The sequence below is a fragment of the Acutalibacter sp. 1XD8-33 genome (assembly GCF_003612555.1).
In the GTDB taxonomy this organism is placed as follows: domain Bacteria; phylum Bacillota; class Clostridia; order Oscillospirales; family Acutalibacteraceae; genus Acutalibacter.
Genome location: NZ_RAZF01000031.1, coordinates 1 through 25,243 on the forward strand (window position 1 = coordinate 1; position 25,243 = coordinate 25,243).

20 protein-coding genes and 3 pseudogenes are annotated in these 25,243 nt (G+C 54.5%); 6 read left to right on the plus strand and 17 right to left on the minus strand.

The genetic code is table 11. The features are described 5' to 3' along the window. Window positions 1–95: 95 nt before the first annotated feature. The 6 genes and pseudogenes from D7X94_RS14725 to D7X94_RS14750 all read right to left on the minus strand — a co-directional run. Window positions 96–431 (minus strand): annotated as a pseudogene (locus D7X94_RS14725) (type II toxin-antitoxin system PemK/MazF family toxin); the annotation flags it as partial. Between the two features lie 459 nt (window positions 432–890). Beyond that, window positions 891–1,391: a sigma factor-like helix-turn-helix DNA-binding protein gene (locus D7X94_RS14730; protein ID WP_120428426.1), complete on the minus strand. Its 501-nt coding sequence runs from the start codon at window positions 1,389–1,391 to the stop codon at window positions 891–893. Between the two features lie 319 nt (window positions 1,392–1,710). After that, window positions 1,711–2,670 carry an alpha/beta hydrolase gene (locus D7X94_RS14735; protein WP_158591046.1) on the minus strand — a complete coding sequence of 320 codons (960 nt, stop codon included), beginning with the start codon at window positions 2,668–2,670 and terminating at the stop codon, window positions 1,711–1,713. A gap of 16 nt (window positions 2,671–2,686) precedes the next feature. Further along, window positions 2,687–4,507, minus strand: a complete 1,821-nt coding sequence (locus D7X94_RS14740; RefSeq protein ID WP_243111338.1) for an ABC transporter ATP-binding protein — start codon at window positions 4,505–4,507, stop codon at window positions 2,687–2,689. Then, window positions 4,500–6,239, minus strand: coding sequence for an ABC transporter ATP-binding protein (locus D7X94_RS14745; protein ID WP_120428428.1), 1,740 nt, complete (start codon window positions 6,237–6,239; stop codon window positions 4,500–4,502). Before D7X94_RS14745 ends, D7X94_RS14740 begins: the two co-directional genes overlap by 8 nt. Before the next feature lie 5 nt (window positions 6,240–6,244). After that, complete coding sequence (locus tag D7X94_RS14750; RefSeq protein WP_158591047.1) at window positions 6,245–6,898, minus strand: MarR family winged helix-turn-helix transcriptional regulator; 654 nt, start codon at window positions 6,896–6,898, stop codon at window positions 6,245–6,247. A 241-nt stretch (window positions 6,899–7,139) separates the two neighbouring features. Here D7X94_RS14750 and D7X94_RS14755 point away from each other — a divergent pair, with 241 nt between their 5' ends. The 6 genes from D7X94_RS14755 (at window position 7,140) to D7X94_RS14780 (ending at window position 15,025) form a co-directional block, all read left to right on the plus strand. Next, window positions 7,140–8,564, plus strand: coding sequence for an MATE family efflux transporter (locus tag D7X94_RS14755; RefSeq protein ID WP_120428430.1), 1,425 nt, complete (start codon window positions 7,140–7,142; stop codon window positions 8,562–8,564). A gap of 218 nt (window positions 8,565–8,782) precedes the next feature. Continuing rightward, window positions 8,783–10,576, plus strand: coding sequence for an MATE family efflux transporter (locus D7X94_RS14760; protein WP_243111339.1), 1,794 nt, complete (start codon window positions 8,783–8,785; stop codon window positions 10,574–10,576). 347 nt (window positions 10,577–10,923) lie between these two features. Beyond that, window positions 10,924–12,648, plus strand: coding sequence for an ABC transporter ATP-binding protein/permease (locus D7X94_RS14765; protein ID WP_120428455.1), 1,725 nt, complete (start codon window positions 10,924–10,926; stop codon window positions 12,646–12,648). Further along, window positions 12,649–14,304: a thiol reductant ABC exporter subunit CydC gene (gene cydC, locus D7X94_RS14770; protein WP_243111340.1), complete on the plus strand. Its 1,656-nt coding sequence runs from the start codon at window positions 12,649–12,651 to the stop codon at window positions 14,302–14,304. Next, window positions 14,304–14,639 (plus strand): nitrous oxide-stimulated promoter family protein, encoded by a 336-nt coding sequence (locus D7X94_RS14775; protein WP_120428431.1) that lies wholly within the window; start codon window positions 14,304–14,306, stop codon window positions 14,637–14,639. Before cydC ends, D7X94_RS14775 begins: the two co-directional genes overlap by 1 nt. Next, window positions 14,636–15,025, plus strand: coding sequence for a YbaN family protein (locus tag D7X94_RS14780; RefSeq protein WP_120428432.1), 390 nt, complete (start codon window positions 14,636–14,638; stop codon window positions 15,023–15,025). Before D7X94_RS14775 ends, D7X94_RS14780 begins: the two co-directional genes overlap by 4 nt. Before the next feature lie 284 nt (window positions 15,026–15,309). Here D7X94_RS14780 and D7X94_RS14785 read toward each other — a convergent pair whose 3' ends face one another. The 11 genes and pseudogenes from D7X94_RS14785 to D7X94_RS14840 all read right to left on the minus strand — a co-directional run bounded on the left by D7X94_RS14785 (window position 15,310) and on the right by D7X94_RS14840 (window position 25,242). After that, window positions 15,310–15,570 (minus strand): helix-turn-helix domain-containing protein, encoded by a 261-nt coding sequence (locus D7X94_RS14785; RefSeq protein ID WP_120428433.1) that lies wholly within the window; start codon window positions 15,568–15,570, stop codon window positions 15,310–15,312. Further along, window positions 15,557–16,465 (minus strand): annotated as a pseudogene (locus tag D7X94_RS14790) (type IV secretory system conjugative DNA transfer family protein); the annotation flags it as partial. The pseudogene D7X94_RS14790 and the gene D7X94_RS14785, both read right to left, overlap by 14 nt. Window positions 16,466–16,544: 79 nt before the next feature. Next, window positions 16,545–18,227 carry a group II intron reverse transcriptase/maturase gene (gene ltrA, locus D7X94_RS14795; protein WP_120428435.1) on the minus strand — a complete coding sequence of 561 codons (1,683 nt, stop codon included), beginning with the start codon at window positions 18,225–18,227 and terminating at the stop codon, window positions 16,545–16,547. A 621-nt stretch (window positions 18,228–18,848) separates the two neighbouring features. Next, window positions 18,849–19,829 (minus strand): annotated as a pseudogene (locus tag D7X94_RS14805) (type IV secretory system conjugative DNA transfer family protein); the annotation flags it as partial. Then, a complete protein-coding gene (locus tag D7X94_RS14810) occupies window positions 19,808–20,725 on the minus strand; it encodes a DUF3991 and TOPRIM domain-containing protein (protein ID WP_120428438.1) in 918 nt (305 codons plus the stop codon). The pseudogene D7X94_RS14805 and the gene D7X94_RS14810, both read right to left, overlap by 22 nt. A gap of 60 nt (window positions 20,726–20,785) precedes the next feature. Further along, window positions 20,786–22,126, minus strand: coding sequence for a MobP3 family relaxase (gene mobP3, locus D7X94_RS14815; RefSeq protein ID WP_120428439.1), 1,341 nt, complete (start codon window positions 22,124–22,126; stop codon window positions 20,786–20,788). Then, entirely contained in the window at window positions 22,114–22,488 is a 375-nt protein-coding gene (locus tag D7X94_RS14820) for a hypothetical protein (RefSeq protein WP_147401751.1), read from the minus strand. The genes mobP3 and D7X94_RS14820 overlap by 13 nt, the downstream gene beginning before the upstream one ends. Before the next feature lie 429 nt (window positions 22,489–22,917). Further along, window positions 22,918–23,310, minus strand: a complete 393-nt coding sequence (locus tag D7X94_RS14825) for a hypothetical protein (RefSeq protein ID WP_120428441.1) — start codon at window positions 23,308–23,310, stop codon at window positions 22,918–22,920. A gap of 12 nt (window positions 23,311–23,322) precedes the next feature. Next, complete coding sequence (locus tag D7X94_RS14830; RefSeq protein WP_120428442.1) at window positions 23,323–23,919, minus strand: gamma-glutamylcyclotransferase family protein; 597 nt, start codon at window positions 23,917–23,919, stop codon at window positions 23,323–23,325. A gap of 13 nt (window positions 23,920–23,932) precedes the next feature. Further along, window positions 23,933–24,952, minus strand: coding sequence for an amidoligase family protein (locus D7X94_RS14835; protein WP_279221798.1), 1,020 nt, complete (start codon window positions 24,950–24,952; stop codon window positions 23,933–23,935). Then, on the minus strand, window positions 24,949–25,242 hold the full coding sequence (locus D7X94_RS14840) for a DUF6103 family protein (protein WP_120428443.1): 294 nt from the start codon (window positions 25,240–25,242) through the stop codon (window positions 24,949–24,951). Before D7X94_RS14840 ends, D7X94_RS14835 begins: the two co-directional genes overlap by 4 nt. Window position 25,243 lies beyond the last annotated feature (1 nt).

Sequence of the window (25,243 nt, forward strand, 5' to 3'; positions counted from 1 at the left end):
AGGCTTGGTTTGGTATACACTTTTTCATTTTCTAAAAAATTTTCTATTTCCTCTATCTTGGGGCTTGACTTCTGTTTGCAGGACTCCATATATTTGATTCCAAAACTCACAATGATCGCATGATCCACTCGGCCCATAGCGGTTTTGCTCAGCTTGCCGCTATAACGAATCAGCCTGCGCTTGTCGATTGTTCTGATTTGTTCCAGTAGCACAACGGACTCCATTTCCAACCCATCTGCATGAACAATAACGTGGGTGGGCAGTTTTGCTTTTTCCGACTTGCTGGTGATAGCCGCCACGATGGTGGTGGGGCTGAACTTGTTGCCGGTATCATTTTGGATGACGAGGACAGGGCGAGTGCCGTCCTGCTCACTGCCGACTACTGGCGAGAGATCGGCGTAAAAGATTTCGCCGCGCTTTACATTTCTCATAGTTCCCTCCGTAAGTAATGACGGCAGTCCAACGGGCAGACTGCCGCCTTGTATCAATCGTTTTGCGTGCCCATATTTGTTCTCAACTTCCCTGGACGGGGAACGCACCTCCCGGCCTATGCCTACGAGATGCTTTGCATCTCGGCCTCATTGGAATCTCACCACCTGCGGGATCTCCGCAGGGCGCCCTCCTTTGCTGCGACGGGTCACGCTCGGCTTTAGGACGGGACGCAAGTATCATTATCCCTTCTGCTGGTCGTCCCAGACGGCAGGTGTGCATCCTGCCGTCTGAGCCTGGAGGCCGAGTGGCGTCCGCTCATATGGCTGCCGCTCCTCACGGCAGCAGAAGGAAAGTAAAAGGTGCGCTGAGTATTCGGTTGTCAAAGAGCAAGGAGGGGAACAAGAAAGCCCCCTCACTTTCTAAAGCCAAAAAGTAAGGGGTCTGATAACCTTCAAATTTTAAATTTTCAAAAGTTTTTTCAGCTTTGCGAGGGCACGAGCTTTTTGCTTATGTATTGCGACCTGGGAAACGCCGTACATATTAGCAATAGCCCTTTCGGATAGCTGCTGATTGAAAAACTGATGCAATAGCTGTTGTTCACTGTCAGAAAGCAGGGCAATCTCTTGGCGGAGCCTGTCCACCAGAAGTTCCTTTTCCGCCTGTCCTGCCGTGTCAGCTATCGTGTCCACCAGGATATCCTCACCGTTGAAATCATCCGTGGTAAGCATATCGTAGGAGAAGTCGCCGTTATCCTTGGAACGCTTCTTTAGATATTTCTCGCGGCGCTTCCTCTTGTAAAACGCCTTGTAGTCACCTTCAGGCACTTCCATCAGCATACCATGCAGAGGTATGAACCGCCTGCCATGGTATGTATCTTTCTGCTGGCGGAACTCAGCGTAACTGAGCTCCAGGTAAGTTTTGCCGTCTAAGACAAACACTTTCTTTGGTGTATATTCCACCGTTGGTTCCTCCAATCAATCTGTTTTGGGTTGGCAAAACGATTGATTGGGGGTGGGCCTCGGCAGCCTACAAAAGGATAAGACAGGTAATATAAAAAGGCGTTCTTTCCGGCAATCAGGGCCGAAAGAACGCCTTTTGCGTATTTAATTTTACATGGAAAAGGCGGTGGGCAATCTCTCTGCAAATCGAATCCAGCAGCTTTCGGGCTCATCCTCATATGGTTCAAGGAAAGGGAAATGCAAAAAAGAATCCCGAAACTTCTAAAAGTTCCGGGGGGTTAGTTTTTGGGTAGTATGTGACCCCCCCATAGACTTCTTGTTAAACTGTTTGGTAAGCCCTCAAGAACTGCCCCACCATCTCCATAACCTCTTTCGGCCAGCAGCCAGTGCCATGGCCCGCGCCGCAAACCTTCACAAACTCGGCCCGGCCACCATGCTCCCGCACTTTCTCACAGAAGCGCAGTCCCTGCCGCATAGGGATGATAGGGTCTTCCTCACCCTGGATGAATAGAAATGCCGAAAGTTTTTTTGCCCTCTCGATATAGTTGATGGGGCTGGCATCGGCCAGCATTCCTTCGGGGTTCTGCCGGAAATCCTCTTTGAAGATCTCCCTGGCCTCAAAGGGGAACTCGCCCTCGCCGGGCCGAAGCTTCTTGTGTTCTGCCAGACGGTCTGGCACAAGGTTAAGCAAATCGTTTGGCCCATAGAAAATGACGCAGGACTCCACCACGGTGCTTTGTTCCAAATGTTCACCGATGTTAAAGCGTTCCTCGTTCCCGGTGAGAGCGGCCATAGCCACCGTGTGCCCGCCGGAGGAATCGCCCAGCAGCATTACGTGAGCGGGGTCTACATGATACGTTTCCGCATTGGCCCTCAGGAAGCGGATGGCCTCTTTGGTGTCCTGCACGGCAGCGGGAAAACGTACATCATCCTTGTAAGTCCCCCGATACTCAATGCTGGCCACTACAAAGCCCAATTTGGCAAGCTCTACCATTTTCGGCACATGGGCATACCCTTGTGCGCCGCTCCAGCCGGAACCGGGTACGTCTACCAGCAGCGGGAAGCGCCGGGTGTCCTTGGGATGAGGCGGAATCTTTCCTTCCTTTTCCAGCTCTGCAAAGATGGGATTCACAAACCTGGGCGGCAGGTTGGGGGCCGCGGGCGACAGCATCTGCAGTTTCAAATCGCCGGTTTCCCGGTGGGCAAAAACGATGTCCGGGGTGTAGGTGACTTCATGGGCAGTGTGTGCGTCTGAATAAAAAGTACGGCTGATTTCCATAGTATTTCCTCCTTGGTTATGTTGCAAACCCAGCATACTGGGTTTTATACAAATCGTAATATTTCCCTCTCTTTTTTATCAATTCATCATGGCTCCCGCTCTCTATGATCTCCCCCCGATCCATTACTACGATGATATCCGCGTCCCGGATGGTGGACAGCCGGTGGGCGATCACAATGCTGGTGCGGTCTTCCATGATTTTTTGCATAGCTCCTTGTATGGCTTTCTCCGTGCGGGTGTCTACATTGGAGGTGGCTTCGTCCAGTATGAGTATCTTAGGGTCCGCCACAAAGGCCCGGGCAATGGCAAGGAGCTGCCGCTGGCCCTGGCTGATATTCGCGCCGGAGGCTGCCAGCAGGGTGTCATAGCCCTCCGGCAGTTTTTGGATCATCTCACTGCAATGGCTTAGTTCAGCGGCGTTTTCAATGTCGCCCATGCGGGCGTTATCCCTGGCATATTCCAGGTTTTTACGCACCGTATCACTGAAAAGCACGGTGTCCTGCAAAACGATGGCCACATTCTTCCGCAGACTGCCGCGGTTCACCTTTTGGATATCCTGCCCGTCGATCCGTATCGTTCCGCTGTCAATATCATAGAACCGCATGAGCAGGTTGACCACCGTGGTCTTTCCGCTGCCGGTTGCACCAACCAGAGCTACCTTTTTGCCGGGAGGCACCTGCAAGGTGAAGTCGCGAAGTACCGGGCGCCCCGGAGTGTAGGCAAAGTCCACATGAGAAAACTCCACCGCCGCGCGATGGGGCTCCAGAGGCTCCCCGGACATATCTTCATCTTGTTCGTCCAGGACGGTAAACAAACGCTCTGCCCCGGCAATGGCCGTCTGCAGCTGGCCGTACACCTGGGCAATCTCATTGACAGGGCGGCTGAACTGCTTGGCATACACGATAAAAGCAGAGATGACCCCCACGGAAATGAAACCGTTGATAGAAAAATACCCGCCGAAGGCCGCGATGATAACAAAGCCAATGTTGCCGATACAATTCATAACAGGACCCATAACACCGCTGAAAATATCCGTTTTGATTCCCGCTTTGGTCAATTCATCCGAGGTGCCGCAAAAATTTTCTGTGGTGATATCTTCGTGCTGATAAGCCACCACTGTGCGGTAACCAGATACCATTTCCTCTACCGTGCCGTTAAGCTGCCCCAGATACGCCTGCCGCTTTCGGGAGTATCTGCGCACCCGCCCGGACAACAGCTTGGTAGCCAGCACTGTCAGCAGCACCGTGGCAAAGCTGAGCAGAGCCAGCTGCCAGCAGTACCACAGCATGATGGCCACAGTGCCAATCATGGTAAGAACCCCGGAGAACAGGGAGGGAAGCGATTGGGACACGGTGGTGGAGATATTCTCCACATCATTTGTCATGCGGCTCATCACATCCCCATGGGAATGGGTGTCGTGATATTTCACCGGCAGGTCGATGAGTTTGGAAAAAAGCTCATCTCTCATCCGCTTTACAAGGCGCTGGCTGAGTCTGGCACTGATGAGCCCCTGAAAAAGCTGGCTGACACTGTACAGCAGGTACACCGCCGCCATAAGCCCCACGGTGGGAAGCAGAAAGCCATCCCTGCTCCCGGCAATTATGTCAATGGCCCGGCTCTGTACGCTGGGCGCGTACACGCCGCACAGGGTCCCGAAAACCACTGCCGCCAGCATTCCCAGCACCATAGCCTTCTCTTTGCCAAAATACGCGGCGATCCGCCTGAAGGTGGCCCCAGCGTTCTCGGCGTGCTCCACCGCGGCGAACCGCGCACCCGGCCCCCGATTCATCATGCCGGGGATGCTCCGCATCTCCACATTGGGTTTCTGCTCAGGCAATCTGTTCAGCCCCCTCTCCCATTTGTGAGCGATAGATGTCCTGGTAGACGGGGCACGACTGCATAAGCTCTTCGTGGCTGCCCGCCGCTGCGACAGTCCCCTTATCCATGACTACAATGCGGTCTGCCCGGCGGACAGAAGCAATGCGCTGGGCGATGATGATTTTTGTGGCGTCTTGGCGGGCAGCATCCAGGGCCTCGTAAAACCTTGCCTCTGTCCGAAGGTCAAGGGCGCTGGTAGAATCATCAAATATCAAAATCTCCGCCGGCTTTATCACGGCCCGGGCAATGGAAAGCCGCTGCTTCTGCCCGCCGGACAGGCTCATCCCCCGCTCTGCTACAAGGGTACCGTATCCATCTGCCTGGCCTTGAATAAAGCTGTCTGCCTGGGCGGTTTCTGCTGCGGACAGGATTTCCTCATGACTGGCTCCGGGCCTGCCCCACGTTATATTCTCGCTGATAGATGTGCTGAACAGCTCGGCCCTTTGCAGAGCAACAGCAATTTTCCGGCGCAGCGCCTGCTGGTCATATTCCCGCACATCCACGCCGTCTACCAGCACCGCACCGGACTGCACATCGTAAAAACGGGGTATCAGGTTTGCAAGGCTGGACTTGCCGCAGCCGGTGGCCCCCATAACCGCAACGGTTTCTCCCGGCGCTATTTTCAAATTGATATTTTTCAGGGCGGGACGACCGCTGCCGGGGTAGCAAAAGCTCACATTGCGGAATTCCACAGCCCCCCGCAGCTCTGTGCTGCCGGAAAAACTGCCGTTTTCCAGTTCGGGACGGGCATCCAGGATTTCTTTGACACGCTTCCATGAGGCCAGCCCCTTAGAGATGCTCTGAAACAGCATGACCAGCATAAGGATGCCGTGAAGCAGCTGTGTGGTATAGGTGATGGCCGCCATAATGACTCCAGGGGTCGCGCCGCCGCCGGTTACCTGCCGGGAACCGGAAAGGCAGATAACGGCTGTGGTCAGGTACATCAGGGCGTTTATGGCCGGATTCATAAAGGCAAAAATTACCAGCACCTCCATCTGAGTCCGGATGAGTTCATCATTCGTCTTGCCGAACCGGGCCTTCTCATAAACCTCCCGGACACAGGCTTTGATGATCCGTATGCCGGAAACGTCCTCCTGCATGATCGCATTGATCCGGTCCAGCTGGGCCTGAAGCCGTGGGAAAAGAGGGTTGGCTTTCCAAAGGCAGAACGCTAAAACCCCCACAATAAAGGGGAACGCGCACAGCAGAACCAGCCCAAACTCGCGATTGAGCAGGAACATAAACGTGATGCTGCCCAGGGTCAGGAACACGCATCGTATCATGCCCCGGACAAACTGGGACACAAAATTCTGCACCTGGGTGATATCATTGGTAACCCGGGTCACCAGAGACACCACCCCGAACTTGTCTGTCTGGGGGAAGGAAAACGCCATAATGCGCCGGAAGGCGTCCTTCCGCATTTCGTTGCCGATGTTCTGGCCGGACAGGTGGACAAACACATTGTTCATGGAGCCACATAGCCCGCCGAACAATACCAGGCCGATCATTTGCAGCCCCAGAGTCCAGATCAAGGACAAATCGCCTGCGCCATTGCTGTTCATTCCCAGCACACCATCGTCCACGATACGGCTCATGATGCCGGGCTGCACCAGATCCATCAACACTTCCCCCACCATGAAAAGCCCGGCAAGGACCGCCAGCGGCAGGTATCTTTTCACATATTTCCACATACCGCCTATTTACCGCCTTCCCGAAAGGCCCTGCCTTTCCCGCAAGGGTCAGGACAGTTGGCACAGTCATGATTACAGCGGGGGTGGCCGTCGTTTTCTCTGGCGGCGTGATGGTGATGGCCTTCCCAATCACTATGGGGGCCATGGTGTCCGTGATGCTCATGATGGCCATGGTGATGTGCCTGGCGGTCCGCGTATCTGGATTCCCAGTCCGCATTTACCTTTTCCAAAAGCTTCAGCAGCATTCTCTTTTCCTCATCAGACAGGAAGGAGAACATCTCGCCATGCCGCCTTATGCGCTGAGAATTGGCATCTTCTGCCTGCCGTTTGCCTTCCTCGGTTAGAGCAACGTCGACAGTGCGGCGGTCGATTTCACTCTCCGTGCGGGTAAGCAGCCCGGCATTTTCCAGCTTAGCGATCACCTCGCTGGCAGAGCCGGGCTGTATGCCCAGCCGCTCCGTCAGTTCCCGCTGGGTAATGGAACCGGTTTCCAGCAGGACGGTCAAAATGCGCTTTTGACTGCCCCGCCCTTCCGACATATCCCGCATGGTGTGTCCGATGTCCCGAAGATTGATAACCAGCCTGCCGTTCACGTCCTCCTGCTCATAGTGCGCCTTGCGCCAAGCGATGTGCTTCTCAAAGCTCTCATTCCGTTTCATTTTTTGAGCTCCTCTCAAATTTATATTAGGTACCTTGACATTATACCCCTTGCCTTTCGGATTTGTCAAGGTACCTTTTGAAAATTCTGCTTGACTTTTTCGGACTCCATTTGCTATACTAAAGCTGCAACGTGTAGTGTTACCGCGTAATTCCGGTTGAAGCTGCACGTTGTTTTTATTATGGAAAGTGTGCGGCCAATAGGCGTAAGTCCGGCTTTCTGAATTCTCAGGAGGTATTTTCATGGACAACAAGTCAAATGCGTTTCTCGAAACCGAGTCCGTAGGCCGGCTCATGGGCAGGTATGCGGTTCCCTGTGTCATCTCCCTGCTGGTAGCGGCCCTGTACAACATCGTGGACCAGATTTTTATTGCAAATGCCAGCTATCTGGGCTCCTACGGCAATGCCGCCAACACGGTGGTTTTCCCTTTGACCGTGGTGGCCCTGGCGATTGCTGTCATGCTTGGCGACGGCTGCTGCGCTTTTGTAAGCATCAGCCTGGGTGCCGGGGACCGGGATTCCGCCCGGGGGAGCATTGGCAGCGCCGTGCTGCTCTGCATCGGAGCGGGAGTGCTGCTGGCGGCGGTGTACCTGACATTCAGCGATCAGATATTGACCCTGTTTGGCGGGCAGGTCAACCCGGAAACCTTCCGGCAGGCAAAGGAGTATTTCTTCTATATTTCACTGGGCGTCCCCTTTTATATGTTTGGCCAGGCACTGAACCCTATCATCCGCTCGGACGGAAGCCCAAAGTTCGCCATGGCCTCCACACTAGCCGGGGCGGCTGTCAATATCGTGCTTGACCCGGTGTTCATCTTCGTGTTCCGCTGGGGCATGATGGGCGCGGCGGCGGCCACTGTTCTGGGTCAGGTGCTGACGGCGGGGCTGGCGGTCTGGTACCTCTGCCACATGAAGGCCGTCCATTTGGGGCGGCACGACTTCCGCATCCACAGGGCGCTGGTCAAAAGGTATATCCCACTGGGCATCTGCAGCTTCCTCTCCCAGATTTCCCTGGTCATGGCTATGGCGGCTATCCAGAATATGACGCTGAAATACAGTGCCCTTGACCCGGTGTTCGGTCAGGGACAGTATACCCAGATTCCCATGGCGGTGCTGGGGATCGTGATGAAATTCTTCCAGATCGTCATCTCCATCGCCGTAGGGCTGGCGGCGGGGTGTATCCCTGTGGTGGGCTATAACATCGGCGCGGGCAGGATGGACAGGGCCAAAGCTCTTTTTACCCGGCTGCTGGCGGCGGAGGCATCCGTGGGGGCCGCGGCGCTGCTGATTGTAGAGCTGTTCCCACGGCAGCTTATCGGCATATTCGGCGCGGCCAACGAGAGCGTCTATTACACACAGTACGCGGTCAAGTGTTTCAGGGTCTATCTGTCTATGACGGTGCTGGCCACCGTGAACAAGGGGACCTTTATCTATCTGCAGTCCCTGGGCAGGGCTTTCGCGTCCACAGCCATTTCCCTGGTGCGCGAGGTGGTGTTCGGCGTGGGATTCGCGCTGCCGCTGCCCGCCTGGTTCGGGTTGAACGGGGTGCTGTACTCCATGCCCGTTTCCGATGTGCTGACCTTTCTGATCTGTGCCGCAATAATTGTCTTTACCTACCGCACCTTGGGGAGTGGGCGGCCCTCCGGGGAAACTCTTTGTGCAAAATGACCATTTGACTTTCCCGCCGGAAAAATGCTATACTGACCAAGCAAATCAAATATAGCCATTCAACGACACACGCGGCACGGAATACCCTCATAAAGTATCTGTGCGTAAGCCTGATTACGGTACGGAAAACGGCGTGTGTCTATTCTTTTGGGGATGCCAGATATAGGAGCGGCGCGCGTCGGACGTGTGCCGCCCTTGGCATTTTCAGGAGGTTTTTTATGCAGGACAGTACCTATCTCGGCACGGAAAAGGTAAGCAGGCTTCTGGGGAAATTTGCCATTCCCTGCATCTTCTCGCTGATCATTTCCTGCCTGTACAACATTGTGGACCAGATCTTTGTAGGCAATGGCGTGGGCTATCTGGGCAACGCCGCCACCGGGGTTATCTTCCCTATCACGGTGATAGGCTGGGGCGTTTCGCTGTTCTTTGGTGATGGAGCTGCCGCGGCGCTCAGCGTGTCCCTGGGCCGGGGCGAAACGAAAAATATCCACAGAATTGTAGCAAATGCCGTTCTCGGCTCTTTCCTGGGCGGAGCAATCATTATCGCGGTCAGCTACGCCTGGGGCGACGGCCTGCTCCGGCTCATCGGGGCCACGGACCAGAACCTCACCCTGGCCCACGACTACGGTTTCATCATCTACGCTATGATGCCCCTGGCCCTGGTGCAGAACACCCTGGCCTCCATCATCCGGGCAGACGGCAGCCCCCGGTACGCTATGGGAGCCATGCTGGTGGGTGCGGTGCTGAACATTATTGGGGACCCGGTGGCGATTTTTGTGCTGGACATGGGAATAAAGGGCGCAGCCTGGGCCACGATTCTGGGGCAGTTCGTCAGCTTCCTCATCTGCGCCGCCTACCTGGTCCGGAGCAAGACCTTCCGTATAGGCGGCAGCAGCTTCAAGCCGAATGGAAAAATCCTCCGGCAGGTGATGGCCCTGGGAACCTCCAGCCTGCTGACCCAGCTGTCCATTGTGGTGATCACGGTCATCAACAACATCCTGCTGGTGCAGTACGGTGCGCAGTCGGAGTATGGGGCGGACATTCCCCTGGCCGCTTTCGTGGTCATCATGAAGCTGTTCCAGATTGTGCTGAACATTGCCATCGGCATTGCGGCAGGGGCACAGCCCATTGTGGGCTACAACTACGGAGCGAAAAAGCACACCCGGGTGCGGGAGCTGCTGAAGCTGATGATAAAGTGGACAGTGATCGTCTGTCTTGTCTGTACGGTGCTGTTTGAGGCTTTCCCTCTGGTGTTCATCCAGATGTTCGGCGCGGACGGCGAGCTGTACACCCGGTTTGCGGTGCTGTGCTTACGCATCTACCTGTCGCTGATCCTGTTTACCTGTGTGCAGAAGGTCTGTGCTATCTTTTTACAGTCCATCGGCCATGCGAAAGCCGCCGCTCCGCTGTCCGTTTTGCGTGATGTGCTGCTCATCGTGTTTTCCCTGGTTATTCCCATCTTCACCGGCGTGACCGGTATTTTCTGGGCCGCGCCGCTGGCGGATGTGTTTACCATTCTCATCACGGGAACGGTCATGGTGCGGCTGTGGAAGGAACTGAGTATCCCGGATAGCAACATACAAGAAACCGCCGGGACTCTGCAGAAGAGCAGGCCCGGGGTGATCGTCACCATTGCCCGGGAGCATGGCTCCGCGGGGAAACGGATAGGCCAGCTGGTGGCAGAAAAGCTGGGCGTTCCCTGCTACTACAAAGAGCTGACTGCCCTGGCCGCCCAGGAAAGCGGCCTTGCAAAGGAGTTTATCTCCGGCCTGAACGCGGACGAAAATGCCGTCATGCGTGAATTGTACCTGAGCACCAGCGCTGTACAACAGGCCATTACGGCACAGGAAAAAGCCATCCGGATGATTGCGGATCAGGGGTCCTGCGTGATCGTGGGCCGGGCGGCGGATTATGTACTACGTGGCCGGGAAAACATCGTGCGGGTGTTCATCCACGCGCCGAAGGAATACCGTGTGAAGAAGGTCATGGAAATGTACGGCGACACCGCCTAGGAGGGCGAAAAGAGCATTGCACGGTCGGACATGGCCCGGAGCACGTACTATAAAAGTATCTCCGGGCAAAACTGGGGCGACCCCCACCAGTATGAACTGAGCATAGACAGCTCGGTGGGGCCGGAAAGGACGGCGGAAGTTATTTGCCAATATCTTGGATAAGTCTACTTTCGGACAAAGGGGAGGGGCGCGTTTATCGCGTCCCTTCCTGCGTTTGCTTAAAAATTTGGTTGACAAACGATGTGCGGAATAGTAAAATAGATGTAGTTAGCGTCCGCTAATTGTCGGGCGCTGTTATTTGGCAATCAAGTTAGTGTTGCTTAACTGAGAGGTGAATGAAGTTTATGATGATCAACAAACGCCTGATCGGCACAGTCCCCGAGAGCCGAAAATACGTGGCCGGGAACGTGGCCCTGCAATGGCTCTCTCTATTGGCAAACATGGCCATGATGACCGCCATAACCGCTTTTTTAGCGAGTTTGGCTTTGGGTAAAAGCGGGCGGCTCGGCCTGACAGCGGCGGTTGCGGCGGGAGCGGTGGTGCTCCGCTTCGCCTGCACAGTGGGGGCTAGCCGCATGAGCTACCTTTCGTCTAAAGCTGTCAAGCGCACTTTGCGGGAGCTGATTTACCGAAAACTCCTGGGACTGGGCGCTGGGTACCGCCAAAGCGCCAGCACCGCCGAGGTGGTCCAGGTGGCTGTGGAGGGGGTTGACCAGCTGGAGACCTATTTCGGCGCGTACCTGCCCCAGTTCTTCTACGCCATGCTGGCTCCGCTGACCCTATTCGCCTACCTGTGCACAGTAAACGTACCCTCGGCGGTGGTGCTGTTGGTGTGCGTGCCTCTTATTCCCATTGCCATCGCCGCCGTGCAGACCTGGGCCAAGAAGCTGCTCGCCAAATACTGGGGCCAGTACACCGCTTTGGGTGACACCTTCCTGGAGAACCTCCAGGGCCTGACAACGCTAAAGATTTACCAGTCCGACAGCTTCAAGCAGGAGGAGATGAACCGGGAGGCCGAGAGCTTCCGGCGAATCACCATGAAGGTGCTGACCATGCAGCTGAACTCCATCACCATCATGGACCTGATCGCCTACGGCGGCGCGGCCCTGGGGGTAATCCTGTCCGTGACCCAGTACCGGGCCGGGCGGGTGGACTTAGCCGGATGCCTGCTCATCATTCTCCTGTCCGCCGATTTTTTCATCCCCATGCGCCAGCTGGGCAGCTTTTTCCACATCGCCATGAACGGCATGGCCGCCAGCGAGAAGATTTTCCGCCTGCTGGACTTGCCTGAGCCGGAGCGGGGCACTGCACCTTTCCCGGAGGATTGCTCCATCACCTGCACCAACCTGAGTTTTGCCTACGAGCCTGACCGGCCCATTCTTCACAACATTGAGTTAGTCGTGCCTAAAGGCGGCTTCACCGCTATCGTTGGTGAATCCGGCTGTGGCAAGAGCACCATCACCGGGCTGCTCATGGGCCGGAACCGGGGCTATAGCGGCTCCATCCAGATCGGCGGCGTGGAGCTGGCGGACATAGCCGAGGCAAACCTGATGGAAAGCATCACCTACATCAGCCACCAGAGCTACCTATTTAAGGGCACCGTGCGGGAGAACCTGCGAATGGGAAGGCCCGATGCTGCGGACGAGGAGCTCTGGGCGGCGCTGGAAAAGGTGAAGCTTGACGGGTTCCTCCGGCAGGAGAATAGCCTGGACACTCTCCTCACCGAGCAGGGCGCAAACCTTTCCGGTGGCCAGCGGCAGCGGCTGGCCCTGGCCCGGGCGCTGCTCCACGACAGTCCAGTGTACATCTTCGACGAGGCCACCTCCAACATCGACGTGGAGAGCGAGAATGACATCATGGAGGAGATACACCGGCTGGCCAGGGAAAAGACGGTCATTCTCATCTCCCACCGGCTGGCCAATGTGACCGGCGCGGACAACATTTATGTGGTGGAAAAGGGCCGCGTTGTGGAGTACGGTACACACTATGAGCTGCTGGAAAAGCGGGGCGCTTACGCCGCCCTTTGGAACGCCCAGCAGTCTTTGGAGAACTACGGAAGGGAGGCCATCTGAATGAAAAGGAGCGGATTCAAGGTAATGCTGCGGCTGATAGGGCTGGTACAGCCTTTAGCCGGGTTCATGGTGCTGGCAATTCTCATGGGCCTTGCCGGTCACCTGTGCGCGGCGTTTATCACCATCTTCGGCGGGTACGCGGTGCTGAATCTATTGCGGTTCGACACGCCCCTTAGCCTGACAGCCATTTTCATTTCCGTGGGCGTGTTCGCCCTGCTGCGGGGCGTTCTGCGCTACTCCGAGCAGGCCAGCAACCACTACATTGCCTTCAAGCTGTTGGCGCTCATAAGAGACAAAGTGTTCCGGTCCCTGCGCCGCCTGTGCCCCGCCAAGCTGGAGGGCCGGAACCGTGGCGATCTAATAGCAGTCATCACCTCGGACATTGAGCTGCTGGAGGTGTTCTACGCCCACACCATCTCCCCGGCGGCCATTGCCGGGCTGTTTACGGTGGTGATGTGCCTGTTCATCGGCAGCTGCCACTGGGCGCTGGGGCTGCTGGCCCTGGGGGCTTATGTCGTGGTGGGAGTAGCTGTGCCCATTCTAACCTCCCGGCTCAGCGGAGAGGATGGCATGGTGTTCCGGCGGGAGTCCGGGGAGCTGAGCGCCTTTGTGCTGGACAGTCTGCGGGGTCTGGACGAGACGATACAGTACGGCCAGGGGGAGGCCCGTCTCGCTGAGATGAACGCCCGCACCGATGCCCTCTCGGAGAGCGAGTCCAAAATGAAGTGTAATGTGGGGTACAGCATGGCTGTCACCAATACCGTGATTCTGCTGCTGGACTTGGCAATGCTGTTCACCTCGGTAGCGCTGTACAGCCGGGGGCAGGTGGACTTTACCGGGGTGCTTATTCCCACAGTGGCGCTCATGAGCAGCTTTGGCCCCTGCGTGGCCCTGGCCAACCTGGGCAGCACTTTGCAGAGTACCTTCGCCGCCGGAAACCGGGTGCTGGACATTCTGGAGGAGGCGCCTTTGGTAGAGGAGGTCAGCGGTCAGACCCAGGTAGAGTTCACCGGCGCGGCGGCTGAAAACCTCAGCTTTTCCTACGGCGGCGAACAAGTCCTCAGCGGGCTGAGCCTGGACGTGCCAAAAGGGAAAGTGGTGGGCATCGTGGGCAAAAGCGGCAGCGGCAAGTCTACCTTCTTAAAGCTGCTCATGCGCTTCTGGCAGGCAGGGCCTGGGCAGGTGCAGGTCTCGGGCCGGGACGTGGGGCAGATCAACACCCAAAACCTCCGGGACATGGAGAGCGTCGTTACCCAGGAGACCCATCTGTTTCACGACAGCATCAAGAACAATCTCCGCATTGCAAAGCTGGACGCCACAGATGAAGAAATCGTCGCCGCCTGCAAAAAGGCCGCTGTCCATGACTTCATCATGACCCTGCCCCAGGGCTACGACACCCCTGTGGGCGAGCTGGGCGGCACCCTCTCCGGCGGGGAGCGCCAGCGGCTGGGGCTGGCAAGGGCATTCCTCCATGATGCGCCGCTGATGCTACTGGACGAACCCACCAGTAATCTGGACAGCCTGAACGAGGCGGTGATTTTGAAGTCCCTGGGCCAGGAGCGGGGCGGCAAGACCGTGGTGTTGGTGTCCCACCGGCAGAGCACCATGCGCATAGCAGACCAGGTGTACTCGGTGGAAAATGGGAGGCTGAGCTGATGGACACGAACACAAAGCGGGAGCGGGAAAAGGCGATGGTGGCCAAGATGATTGCCCTTTACTGCCGGAAAAACCACCACACCAAGGGACTCTGCCCGGAGTGCGCGGCGCTGGCCGAATACGCCCGACAGCGCAGCGACCACTGCCCGTTCATGGAGACAAAGACCTTCTGCTCCAACTGCCGGGTACACTGCTACAAACCAGAGATGCGGGAGAAGATCCGGGCGGTGATGCGCTTTTCCGGGCCCAGGATGCTCCTTGTCTGCCCGGTGCAGGCGGTGCGGCACGTAATCGAGACCAGAAAAGAGAAACGGAGATTGGAGGAACAGGCATGAAAATCAAGAAAATCGGGTACATAGCGTTGGGCTGCATCGGCGTGGGGCTGGGTGCGGTGGGGGCAGTTCTGCCCCTGCTGCCCGCGTTCCCGTTTTTGCTGCTGGCGGCGTTCTGCTTTGCACGCAGCTCGGAACGCTTGGACAGGTGGTTCAAGGGTACGAAGCTCTATAAGGAGAACCTGGAGAGCTTTGTCCAGGGCAGGGGTATGACGAAAAAGATCAAGGTGCGCATTATGGTGACGGTGACCCTGCTCATGTCCATCGGCTTTGTGATGATGCACGCCGTGCCGGTGGGGCGCATTGTGCTGGGGGGCGTGTGGGTGTTCCATATCCTCTATTTTTGCTTTGGGGTCAGGACAATCTCTGCAGACGAAGGCGATATTTAATTCTGAAACGCCGACTGAATTGGGGGAACAAATTGATGCCTTTAACGGCATAAGGAGACTATAGACAAAGAATTAAGAGATAGTATCGAAACAATATAATCAAAAAGATTATATCGAGAATTTGAATTCTCTTTAATTCAGTGCCTTTTACTAAAGAGAGAAAGGCTTTTCTATCTCTGGAGTATATCATCTTCATTTGGTTAGTTCAATAGAGCTTCCACCATGACAGGAGGCACCTGCCATCGAGAGAGCGCAAAGGTTCCTTGGCGGCGGGTGCTTTTTTGTCATATTCTCTTTAAGCGAAAAAGCAAGCTGCTCTTGCCGCCCTTTGCACGATAGCGCTGCTCTGTTTCCAGTAGTTCAGCTTTTCTTAAATCCTGCAAAGCCCTGCGGACAGTTGATTGCGACAACTTCAACTCCCTGGCAATAGTGGGGATGGCAGGCCAGCACTCGCCATCCCGATTTGCCCGGTCTGACAGATAGATATAAACCGCCACGGCCCTGTGCTGCAAGTCCATCTTGTACAGGAAATCAAACCGGCCCATCCTGCACTACCTCTGACTCACGGTTATGGGGAGCAACTTCTTTTAATGGCCTATTTTGTCTGCTTGCGGAGCCTTTCTTCTTTGAAGAGCGCTTGCGCTGCTTTTGCGAGGGAACGTCCTGACTCTGCCCTCCAGCGGGTGCATCCTCCGGCGGCGTATCATCCTCCTTCAACCATTCCGGGTGGTATTTCAGCACGATGGCCTGTAGGAGTTCATTCTTCTCCGCATAAGCTACCTTACGATTGCCGTTTTCCGGGACAGCGTACGGTTCATCAAACTGGATGCCCCAATCAAAGTACAGCTTGAGCCTGACTTTCATGGGGTAGAAACCGGTTTTCATCACGATGAATTGTCCCTTGGGCATAGACTTCAACTCGTCCGGCGTCATGAGAGGCCGCTCTATCATCCGCAAAGACTGGCTGGGGTCGTTCTTGCTCCTGGACACTGAGCCAGACATCACTGTGCGGCTGCCCAGGGCCTTGGACAGCACCTCGGCAGAGCTGCTGTTGGGTGCAAAACCGCCGAAGATGATATCCTGCAAATTATCTACGATAATCTCTGCACCCTCTTTGCTATAGTTCTTCTCTAGCTGTGCAAAGGACTGAATAATCGGTACAATTTGCAAGCGGCGAGAGCGGGAGGCAGAGAACATCATCTCGGCAGATTCAATCTTTGGAATGGTTCCAAATTCGTCAGCAAAGAACACGCATCTATTTTTCAGCTTGCCGCCATTCTCATCTGCCACGGAGAGGATTTCCCGGTAGAGCTGCTGGATAATCAGCGAAATCATAAAAAACGAATTGGGATTTTCCTCCGGCAAGATAACGAACACCGCACACTTCTCATTGCAGAATCGCTCGGCATCTATCTCGGTATCAAAGCACAGGATTTGGTCGGGTAAGACCCCGGCATTACTGCCGGAGCCTCCCCTAAGAACCGTACATGAGAGTTTCCCCTCATACGGCTCAAGCCTTTCAAAGCTCCCCTTCGGGAACCGGCTCAAAGAAAACATCATTTTTACGAACCTTTCTATAACATTCCGGATGAAGCATTTGCTTGTGATTCTGGCGATTTCCTTTATCATCATAGACCTGGAATCCGGCGTCCACGGTGATTTTCTTTCCGCAAACAGGACACAAACCTTTCTGCTGACGGAAAAGTTTCGCCAATATCTTTCTGCCCTTCAGACTATTGCGCATTTTCTCGGTGTTGCGTTTTTCAAAATATTCCCGGTCGTCCGCGTCGAATGGATTGGAACAGTTGCGGATTTTTGTAAAGCGGATAATATCCGTATCGGCAGCGTAAACCAGCCGTATAAACAGGGTTTCCCCATTGTTCATTTTCTGCTTTGTTGAAACAGAAAACGTCCAGCTTCGGTTGCCAATACGGTGGAAATATTTTGTGGCTATCCACGTTTTGCTTTTCTTTGGATGCCTGCGCCTGCACCAAGCCCACAGACATTTGAACACTTGATAATCTACATATTCAAACGCCACAGCAGACACATTGAACCGCTGGTAATTGACCCAGCCGCGAATCATGGGATTCAGCTTGCGAATCAGCCATTCCTGCTTGATGGTGGGATTCTTCTTCACGGTTTTCCGGATTTTATCCAGAATCCCTTTGAGATTTTTCTTGGACGGCTTAATCAGCAGCTTGCCCTTGTATTTGCGGATGTTGCAGCCAAGAAAATCAAAGCCGTCGTCAATATGGGTAATGACCGTTTTTTTCTCCGAAAGCTGCAAACCTCTTTCCGCCATAAACTCCCGCACCATGGGCAGTACCTGTTCCTGTAGTAACTGTCGGTTTTCACCGGTGATGATGAAATCATCGGCGAAGCGCACGAAGTTGACCATGGGGGAATATTGCTTGCCCTTTCGTGTGGTTTGGTGGAAATGTTTTTTGAGGAGCGGCTGTAATCCGTCCAGCACCATGTTGCAGATTACCGGCGAGATAGGCGAACCTTGCGGCGCACCCTCATCGGTCGGGAACAGCTTTTTTGTTTCAATGTATCCGCATTTCAGCCACTTGCGGAGTATCTTCTTGTCTATGGGGATGTGTTCCAATATCCACCGATGGCTGATGTGGTCAAAGCACCCCTTTATATCTCCCTCCAGCACCCATTTGGGCGACACCTTTTTCGCAAGGTCATTGAAGCATTGTTCAATGGCGTCTTGGGGACAGCGCCCCGGGCGGAACCCAAAGGAGCAAGGGTCAGCACTCATTTCTGCCAGCGGTTCCAGTGCAAAACGGTAGAGCGTCTGCATGGCCCTGTCCAGCATGGTGGGAATACTGAGGGGACGCATTTTGCCGTTCTTTTTGGGAATATATATCCGCCGGAGCGGCTTGGGATGGTAACCTTTTTGCGTCAGTCTGAAAATTGCTTCATACTTCATTTTGGGTGTAGACCATATTTCACTGTCTACCCCGGCAGTTCGTTTTCCTGTGTTTTCCGTCACCCTTTTTACAGCCAAAGCCTTGGCGAAAAAAGACGTGGTCAGCAGCCGCTGCAAGGCTTTCACCCTGCCAGCCCTGCCTTCCTTTTGAGCCTTTACAATACGCGCCTGCAGTTTTCTAACGGCGGATTCCGCATAGTCCCAATCGATTTCAGACCACGGGTCAGCGCTGTCAAGAGATGCACACAGTTCCCTGTCCATTTGCTTTTCTCCTTTCGAAAATTCTGTAAGTTCTCTTGTAAAGAAAGACCGCATGGAAGTCTGCCCGCTTTCGCGTGGGATAATGTTATCGAATATTTTACGATTCAATCCCTATCCGCCCCATTACAGGGCAGCGTTCGCTTTTTCCATGTTCCTTTACCCGCACCCCCACCGGCACACCTTGCGGTGGGCTTTCCCGCGTATCGCGGGGAGGATACGGGCTTACCACGTTCCGCATAATTGATAAAACGGCAACTTAGGCCCCGCCTCTCCGCCGGCAGTCTTGTGTCCGTGTATCCCCATTGGAAAAGAGGATATCCGACTGCACACCATTTTGGTTCAGGCCTGTCAGCAGCTTTGGCCTGTTCAGCGTAACGACGTTTATCAGCGGTTCACATTTGTTAGCCATATTGCCAAGACCAGCTCCCAAACCGTATTGTGCTGACAGCTTCGCCGTCCCCTCACGGTTCCGGCTTCTCCCTTTCGGGTGGGCTACCTTGTCCTATCCGCTCCCTCACGGCCCTTGCGGCCCGCTTCGGGGATAGTAGGTCTTGCTAACGGAATAGCAAGTTCAATCACCTTCCGGCGTTGAACAATCAATTATGCGACTTCGTGTCGCACCTCTAATTCGCTGTCGAGGAACGAGTTAAGCCGCGATAAAGCCGTACCCATAACACTTGCCATGGATTCCTTGAAGGTGTTCAGCGCGGCCCCGGCGAACCACTTGGCTTTGTGGTCGTTTTGCAGCATAGCCATGAGCTGCTGGAACTGATTCTGCCCCTTCTGCTGGGAAGGGGCCAGCAACTCCTGGATAATCTTGAATACGGAAACAATATGCCTTTTCTGCGGTTCGCAAAACTCTGCCACTAGCAAAATCGTCGCTGTCAGCAGACCTTCTGCGGCATCGTAGAAGTAGGCGTTGTCGCCAAAGGATGAACCGTCCATGCCGGACATGATGATGGTCTTTGCAATGATCTTCGCATACTTTTCAGCCTTTGCCTTGTATGCCAGCTGGTCGGGGCATTCGAGATAGGCATCCATATATTTGTTTACCAGGTGGAGCAGGTTGTTGCCGTGGGAGCGGGTGGGATTACGCAGGTCTATGACGGACACATGATAGCCGTATTTTTCAGCAATTGTCCCGTAATTTCGTGCCAGATCCCCCTTTGTATCGCTCGATAACCAGCTCATGCCGCTGGCGCAGGCGTACTCAATGCATGGGTAGAGCCAATAAGCAGTTTTGCCCACACCCGCCGCGCCAATCATCATGGTGTGGACATCGCCGGTGTCTATCATGGCCATAGTCTCTTTTCTGCCTGTACAGCCCACCACGATTCCCTGGGGGAGCGGTTCTCCATTTTCCGTGGTGGGTTCCTGATTGTGTTCCGCCTGCTCCCGCCAGCGCTCCGGCGTATATGGAACGTGCCGGTACACTCTTTTTATCTCAGATTTCGTGGCCCATCGAGCGGTACCATGCTGTCCATCACCAACTGTTTTTGCCTTGATGTTGTTGAGATTGTAGATGTGCGCCAGCAGAGTGACACCGCTAAGAACACAAAACATGGGAGCCGCCACAAAAATCAACGGCGCAATATTTGGCATGATTCCTCCACCTCCAATTCTCCACCGGATAACAAATCCTCGTTCCAATCCTTATTGACTGGCACGAGAATTTCGGAGTCTATGCCCTGCATAACCAGCTTGGCAGTGATCCGCTGGGCAGCAAGCTGCCCCGGCTCATCGCTGTCGAAACAGATGGACACCTTGTTGATAGCAGAATTATCATGCAGACATTGGAACAACACTTTGTCCGAAACAGAGCAAGCCGCCGCATAGCTATGATTTCTCCAGCCGTCCTTGTTCATGGAGATGAAAGACAGCATATCAATGGGAGCCTCGAACAAATAAAGGCGGTTGCTCCTGCCATTCCAGTGAAAACTGTATTCAGGCACACTCCCCACCGCGTTGCCCTTGTAAGTGGAGGCCGAGCCAGTTCCCCGCTTGTTAGCATGGCGGGGAGTACCGTCTTTATCGAATCCCACAAACACCGCATTGTGGTACTGCGCGGATTCGTATATCATCTTTTTGTGGACAAAAGCATACAGTACGTCCTTATCGATGCCACGCCGATTCAGCAGGTAGGCGAACACCCGCCGCATATTGTCCTTGGCGGGTGGCAGTTCAAACTTGGGTGTAGGTTTTTGTATGGGAGGCAGAATGGAAAGCACCCCACTACTTCGGCCCAATAAATATTCCATTGCTTCCGGGTACGATTTGTGGTAGAATTTTCTTACAAAGTCAATGGAGTCACCGCCCACCTGCTCATATTGGTGGAACCACAGATTGCCCCGGATAGTGACTTTCTGGGAGCCGTCCAGCCACTCCAACTCAGAACCAGATTTGCGTAAGGTTTCGCCTTGGCTGCGGAGCAGGCCAGCTAAATCTGTGCGCCTTGCTTTCTCTTTTTGCTCGTCCGAAAAAGGAATAAATCCTGACATGAAACTCCTTTCCAAGAGAAAAGCCGCACCAGATGGCGCGGCCCTCTCTTACGATGTTTTTTATTGCCGAAACCCCTGCGCCTGTTTTTTCTCGTTGATCTTCCGGCGCAGCTTGCGGTCGACACGCTTGTCCTGATAGACAGGCCGAACATCATTTTGCAGGATCTGGCTGGTCTGCTGCAGCAGGCGCAGGGCGTTCATGCCAATGTTAGCAGTACCCACAGTAGACAAAGGCTTGTGCTTGTTATCTGTATCATCTTCGGCCACACCTTGCTCCTGCTGGCTATCCAAAACCAAATCCATGGCTGCCTGGATGATGGCGTTCTTAATCATTTTGAACTCTTTGTTTTGCGACAGCGGAACCCTCTCCGGCAGGCTGCTGTTGTAGGTGCGCAGCACATTTTCTCTCTGCTCATACCATAAATCGTAAAGAGCGGAAATCCGATTGTCTTTTGCCAGTTCATCTACAATGGAATCCACAATCGCTTTCACGTCGGTCTTGAGATACCCATACACCTTTTTGCCCTTGGTGCGGGACAGCCGCCGGGCTAGCTGTAGCAACAGTTCCTCCAGATGTGGATTGGAATACCCGCCAGCATTGATCTGCGAAACGATTTCCGCAAGCACATCCCTGCTCTCGGAGCGCAGCCGGTTCCTATGCTCCGTCTGCTTTTCATAAATGCAGAGCAAATCCTGCGTAAAAATATCTTTCGCAAAAGAGGAGCGCAATTTTTGCACACCCTGCTTGGTGAGGTATCCCTCGCTCTCAACCGTAGAATACGCAATCAAATGCACATGAGGGTGGTGCGACTCGTTGTGAAAAGCCGCGAACCACTTGAGGTGTCCCATAGGGATGCGCAAGTTTTCGGAGAGCGCTTGGGTCTGGGTGCGCAGCATATCCCGCCAGCGGGAACCGTTATCAAATCCAAGCCGTTCTGCATTCTCCCGGCGCAGAGAAATAATTGCTGTCCACACATTTCCGCCGTATTCGTTGAGCTCCCGCGACACCTCTGAAAGATTCACCTGCACACCATCATCTGTAAACAAACCATGAGAACCGAATCTCTCGGCGCGGGGCCGGGTGGCAATATAATCCGCATACGTTTTAGCATTCAAAGCGACAGCGGCATTGTCCTCTATGGCGCGGGAGATGAACTCAGAGGCAGATTCTACTGTCTGTTTCTGCTGGTAATCCTCATATTCCAACATTTCCCTGCTATCTGGAAAGTCACGCAGAATTTTCTTGATGAGCTGTTTCTGATTCCAAGTGGCGGGAGCAAACTTTTTGGTGTCATCTATTTTTTCGACACCATCACGGGTAGCAATATACTTTGCGTACCCACCACGCCCTTGGCGCGCACCCGGTTTCAGGAACTTAAACTTCGTAACTAACTTTGCCACTCCACCGCATCCTCAAAACTGAAATTGCCGTTGAGCCGTTTTACCTCCTGTACACACTCCCCGCGTAGCCGTGCAAGAGATATCTCGTCTATCTCGCTGCTGGCAGCGACCACGTTCATGAGCAGGGCAAGTTCTACCGACAGCTTGAAAAGCATTTTGTTCTGGCGGTTATCGCTCTCAGCCACAATGCTTTTCATGTTGGACAGGAGCGCGTTGGGCAAGTACGAGGTATCTTCATCCGCCGTGATATGACCGACATAGTAGCAGATCGCCCGGTCGATGAACTCAGACTGGCTTTTACTCTTGTCCTTGCGGTAGTTGTTTTTGACCAGCTCCAGCGTACTTGGGTACGCCCATAGCAAGAACTTCTTCTTTCCTTTTGGCGCAGGCATATTTTCACTCCCTTTCTGCCGCAACCCTACTCAAAATGGCGCATTTCTGGCTTTTTTTCGCACCACAACCCACCCATTCTGCTGGTATCTCCAACAGCAACCCACCCTGAAATTCGCATGACCAAAAGCCCGAAAACGCCCGACGCGACCGGCATTACCGGACGCGGTGAACCGTGAGAGGGTTGCGTCGCAACCCACCTCACTTTCTCCCGCTTGCTTTTCGACCTTGCCCATACTGCTCCAAAACCTGTGATTCTGAGACTTTCCCAAACTGGCCCCACGCTGGCCCAACACGGCCCCCGCCGGTGCAGAGCCGAGTGTTTTCCCGACCCAGCCCCGCAACCCCCGGCACGGGGCCTTACACGGGCCAACAGGGGCTGACCCTGCTGGCAGGCCGCATCAGATTTTCTTGTCCGGCGGCAGTATGCCCTCCAACCGCTCGAAGCAGCACTCCGTGTAGGACAGGCCGTTCTCGCTGACGATTCTGTCCAGCACGGCCAGCATATCCTGTTCCTTCAGGCTGGCGCGATCGTTGGGGCAGTCGAAGCATATCCACTCGGAGGAGCCGGGGGAGTCCTTGACGTACACATCATAGCCCAGCCGTAGAGTACCGTCCTCTTGAAACAGTACTGCGTTTATTTTCATGCAGCCAACGGTCAGGCTGGCGGCGATGGTGTCCTCAAACTGCAAAGGTACCTGCCGCCGCAGGCGGGACACCTCCCGGTCGCTCATGAACCGCTGGTACGCATACTCGCTGCCGAGGTCGCGTTTCAACTTTTTGACTCGATTCACACGGCCGCCCTCTCACATATGAAAGTGGAAGTCGTACCCCTCACTCTCGTCCTCATCGTCATCAACGTCCTCCCACTCATCTTCATCCTCCAAATCCTCATCTTCCTCCAACTCATCCTCGTCGTAATCGAACAGGGATTGCTGCTGGTACATCGAAGCAACATCGTAATAATGCTGGGTACTGCTCTGCAAAGCCTGTTCCAGCGCAGCAGTGTCCAGGCCGCAATCCTTGTAGCCCTGACGCACGGTCGCATAGTAGCTGGGCGAAGGCAGGTTAAAATTCATGCGCGGATTCATGATATACACCATGGCGCTGACCTCCCGACCGCCCATCTCTACGGACACATCCCGCTTGAAATAATGGCTGGGAAAGCCCTCATACATATCCAGAGCCCGCTCGTCCCTGGCCTGAATTTCCCAGAGCCCCACGGGAACGGATGCCCCATCCTTGCGGCCAATGGTAGCAAAGGCTGAACGCTCCCGGCCCTTGAACTGCAATTCATAGCCCTGCAGCTCACCTGTGCCAACATATTTCGCCGTGGGACAGCGGTACTTCATCTGCCCCTTATTGAGATTGCTGCCATAGGCAACGTATAATTTTTTAGCCAATTTTCTCACCCTTTCACATTCTCATGCCCATTTCCTGGGCTTCGTCCTGCTCTATTTCTTCCGTGGATTCTACCAGCGCAGGTACCTGCTCCATGGCCTGGGCAACAGACTCAGCCAGCCTTTTTTCAGCCAGCCGCTGTTTCTGAGCCTCGGCTTGGGCAGGATCCTTCCAGGCAATATTGCCGTCCAGATTCTTCAGCAGATGGTGCCGGGCGGTCTTAAACTCGTCACCAATCAACCCCAGCCGCAGGAGCCAAACCCGAAACGTGTACTTCTCGTTGCTGCTCTGGGTCTTGATGCGGGAGGCCGACTTCTGTACCAACGCCTGGTGGCTTATCGCCATGCACAGCTGGATATACGATTTGATTTCCCCGGCATGGAGCGTAGAGTTAAATAATCTGAATTCGATGGTACCCTTGGAGAATACCGAGTGCAAATTCAAACCATGGTACCGGCTCTCATCGTAATGGTAATTTCTGCCAGACCGACCATTGTACCAGATCGACTCCAAGGTGTCCATAGACGTGGGGCGCTTTGCGTTGAGCTCGTCCAGGAACCGGGTGTCAGCCTTGGCGCAATAGTGTTCCCTGTGAACATCCACCTTGAGGGATTTGTAGAGCAGATCCTCCTTCGCCGCCATGATATTGACAATGTTCCGGAGCGTTTTCACATCATGAGGCGAGGCGTCAATGTGAACATGAATTCCACAAGAGGCGTTGACCTTGGCCCCAGCGGAGCGCAGTTTGCGAATCAATTCTTGAATGGTTTCGATGTCCTCGTACTTGCAGATAGGAGACACAAACTCTACGGCGTAGGCGCTATTTCGGGATTCACCGCGCCTGGATTCTCTGCGAATAGAAGCATCACTGACCACTTTCCATTGCCGGTTATCGTTGTCGCGCACCGTGTAGGTGTCGTAACTGCCGCCCACATGGATGGCGTTGGTACCAAAATGACCGGCGATCACCTGGGCCGCAGCCGCGCGAGTGATGCCGGTCATCTCGATTTCTATACCAAATTTCTGTGTCCTCAAAAGCTATCACGGCTTTCCGGGAGAGGATCGGAGGAAGTTGCATGAACGTCAACAGCCGGTTCTGATTCTGCCGCAGGGCGGGTCCGTTTGCGCCGTTCCGCAGGCTTTGGTTCCATGCCCGAGCGTAAATCTAAGAACTCCCGCACATTACTGGGCACGGCTTTAGCATAGATAGAGTCCACAGCAGAGATCATTTCCTGCTCTACTGACTGATTCTTCTGGCCCAGATAGAGCCGCAGAGCCGCCAGCTTTTCCTCGTCGTAGGGGATAGTGATGCTGTCTTTTTTCATG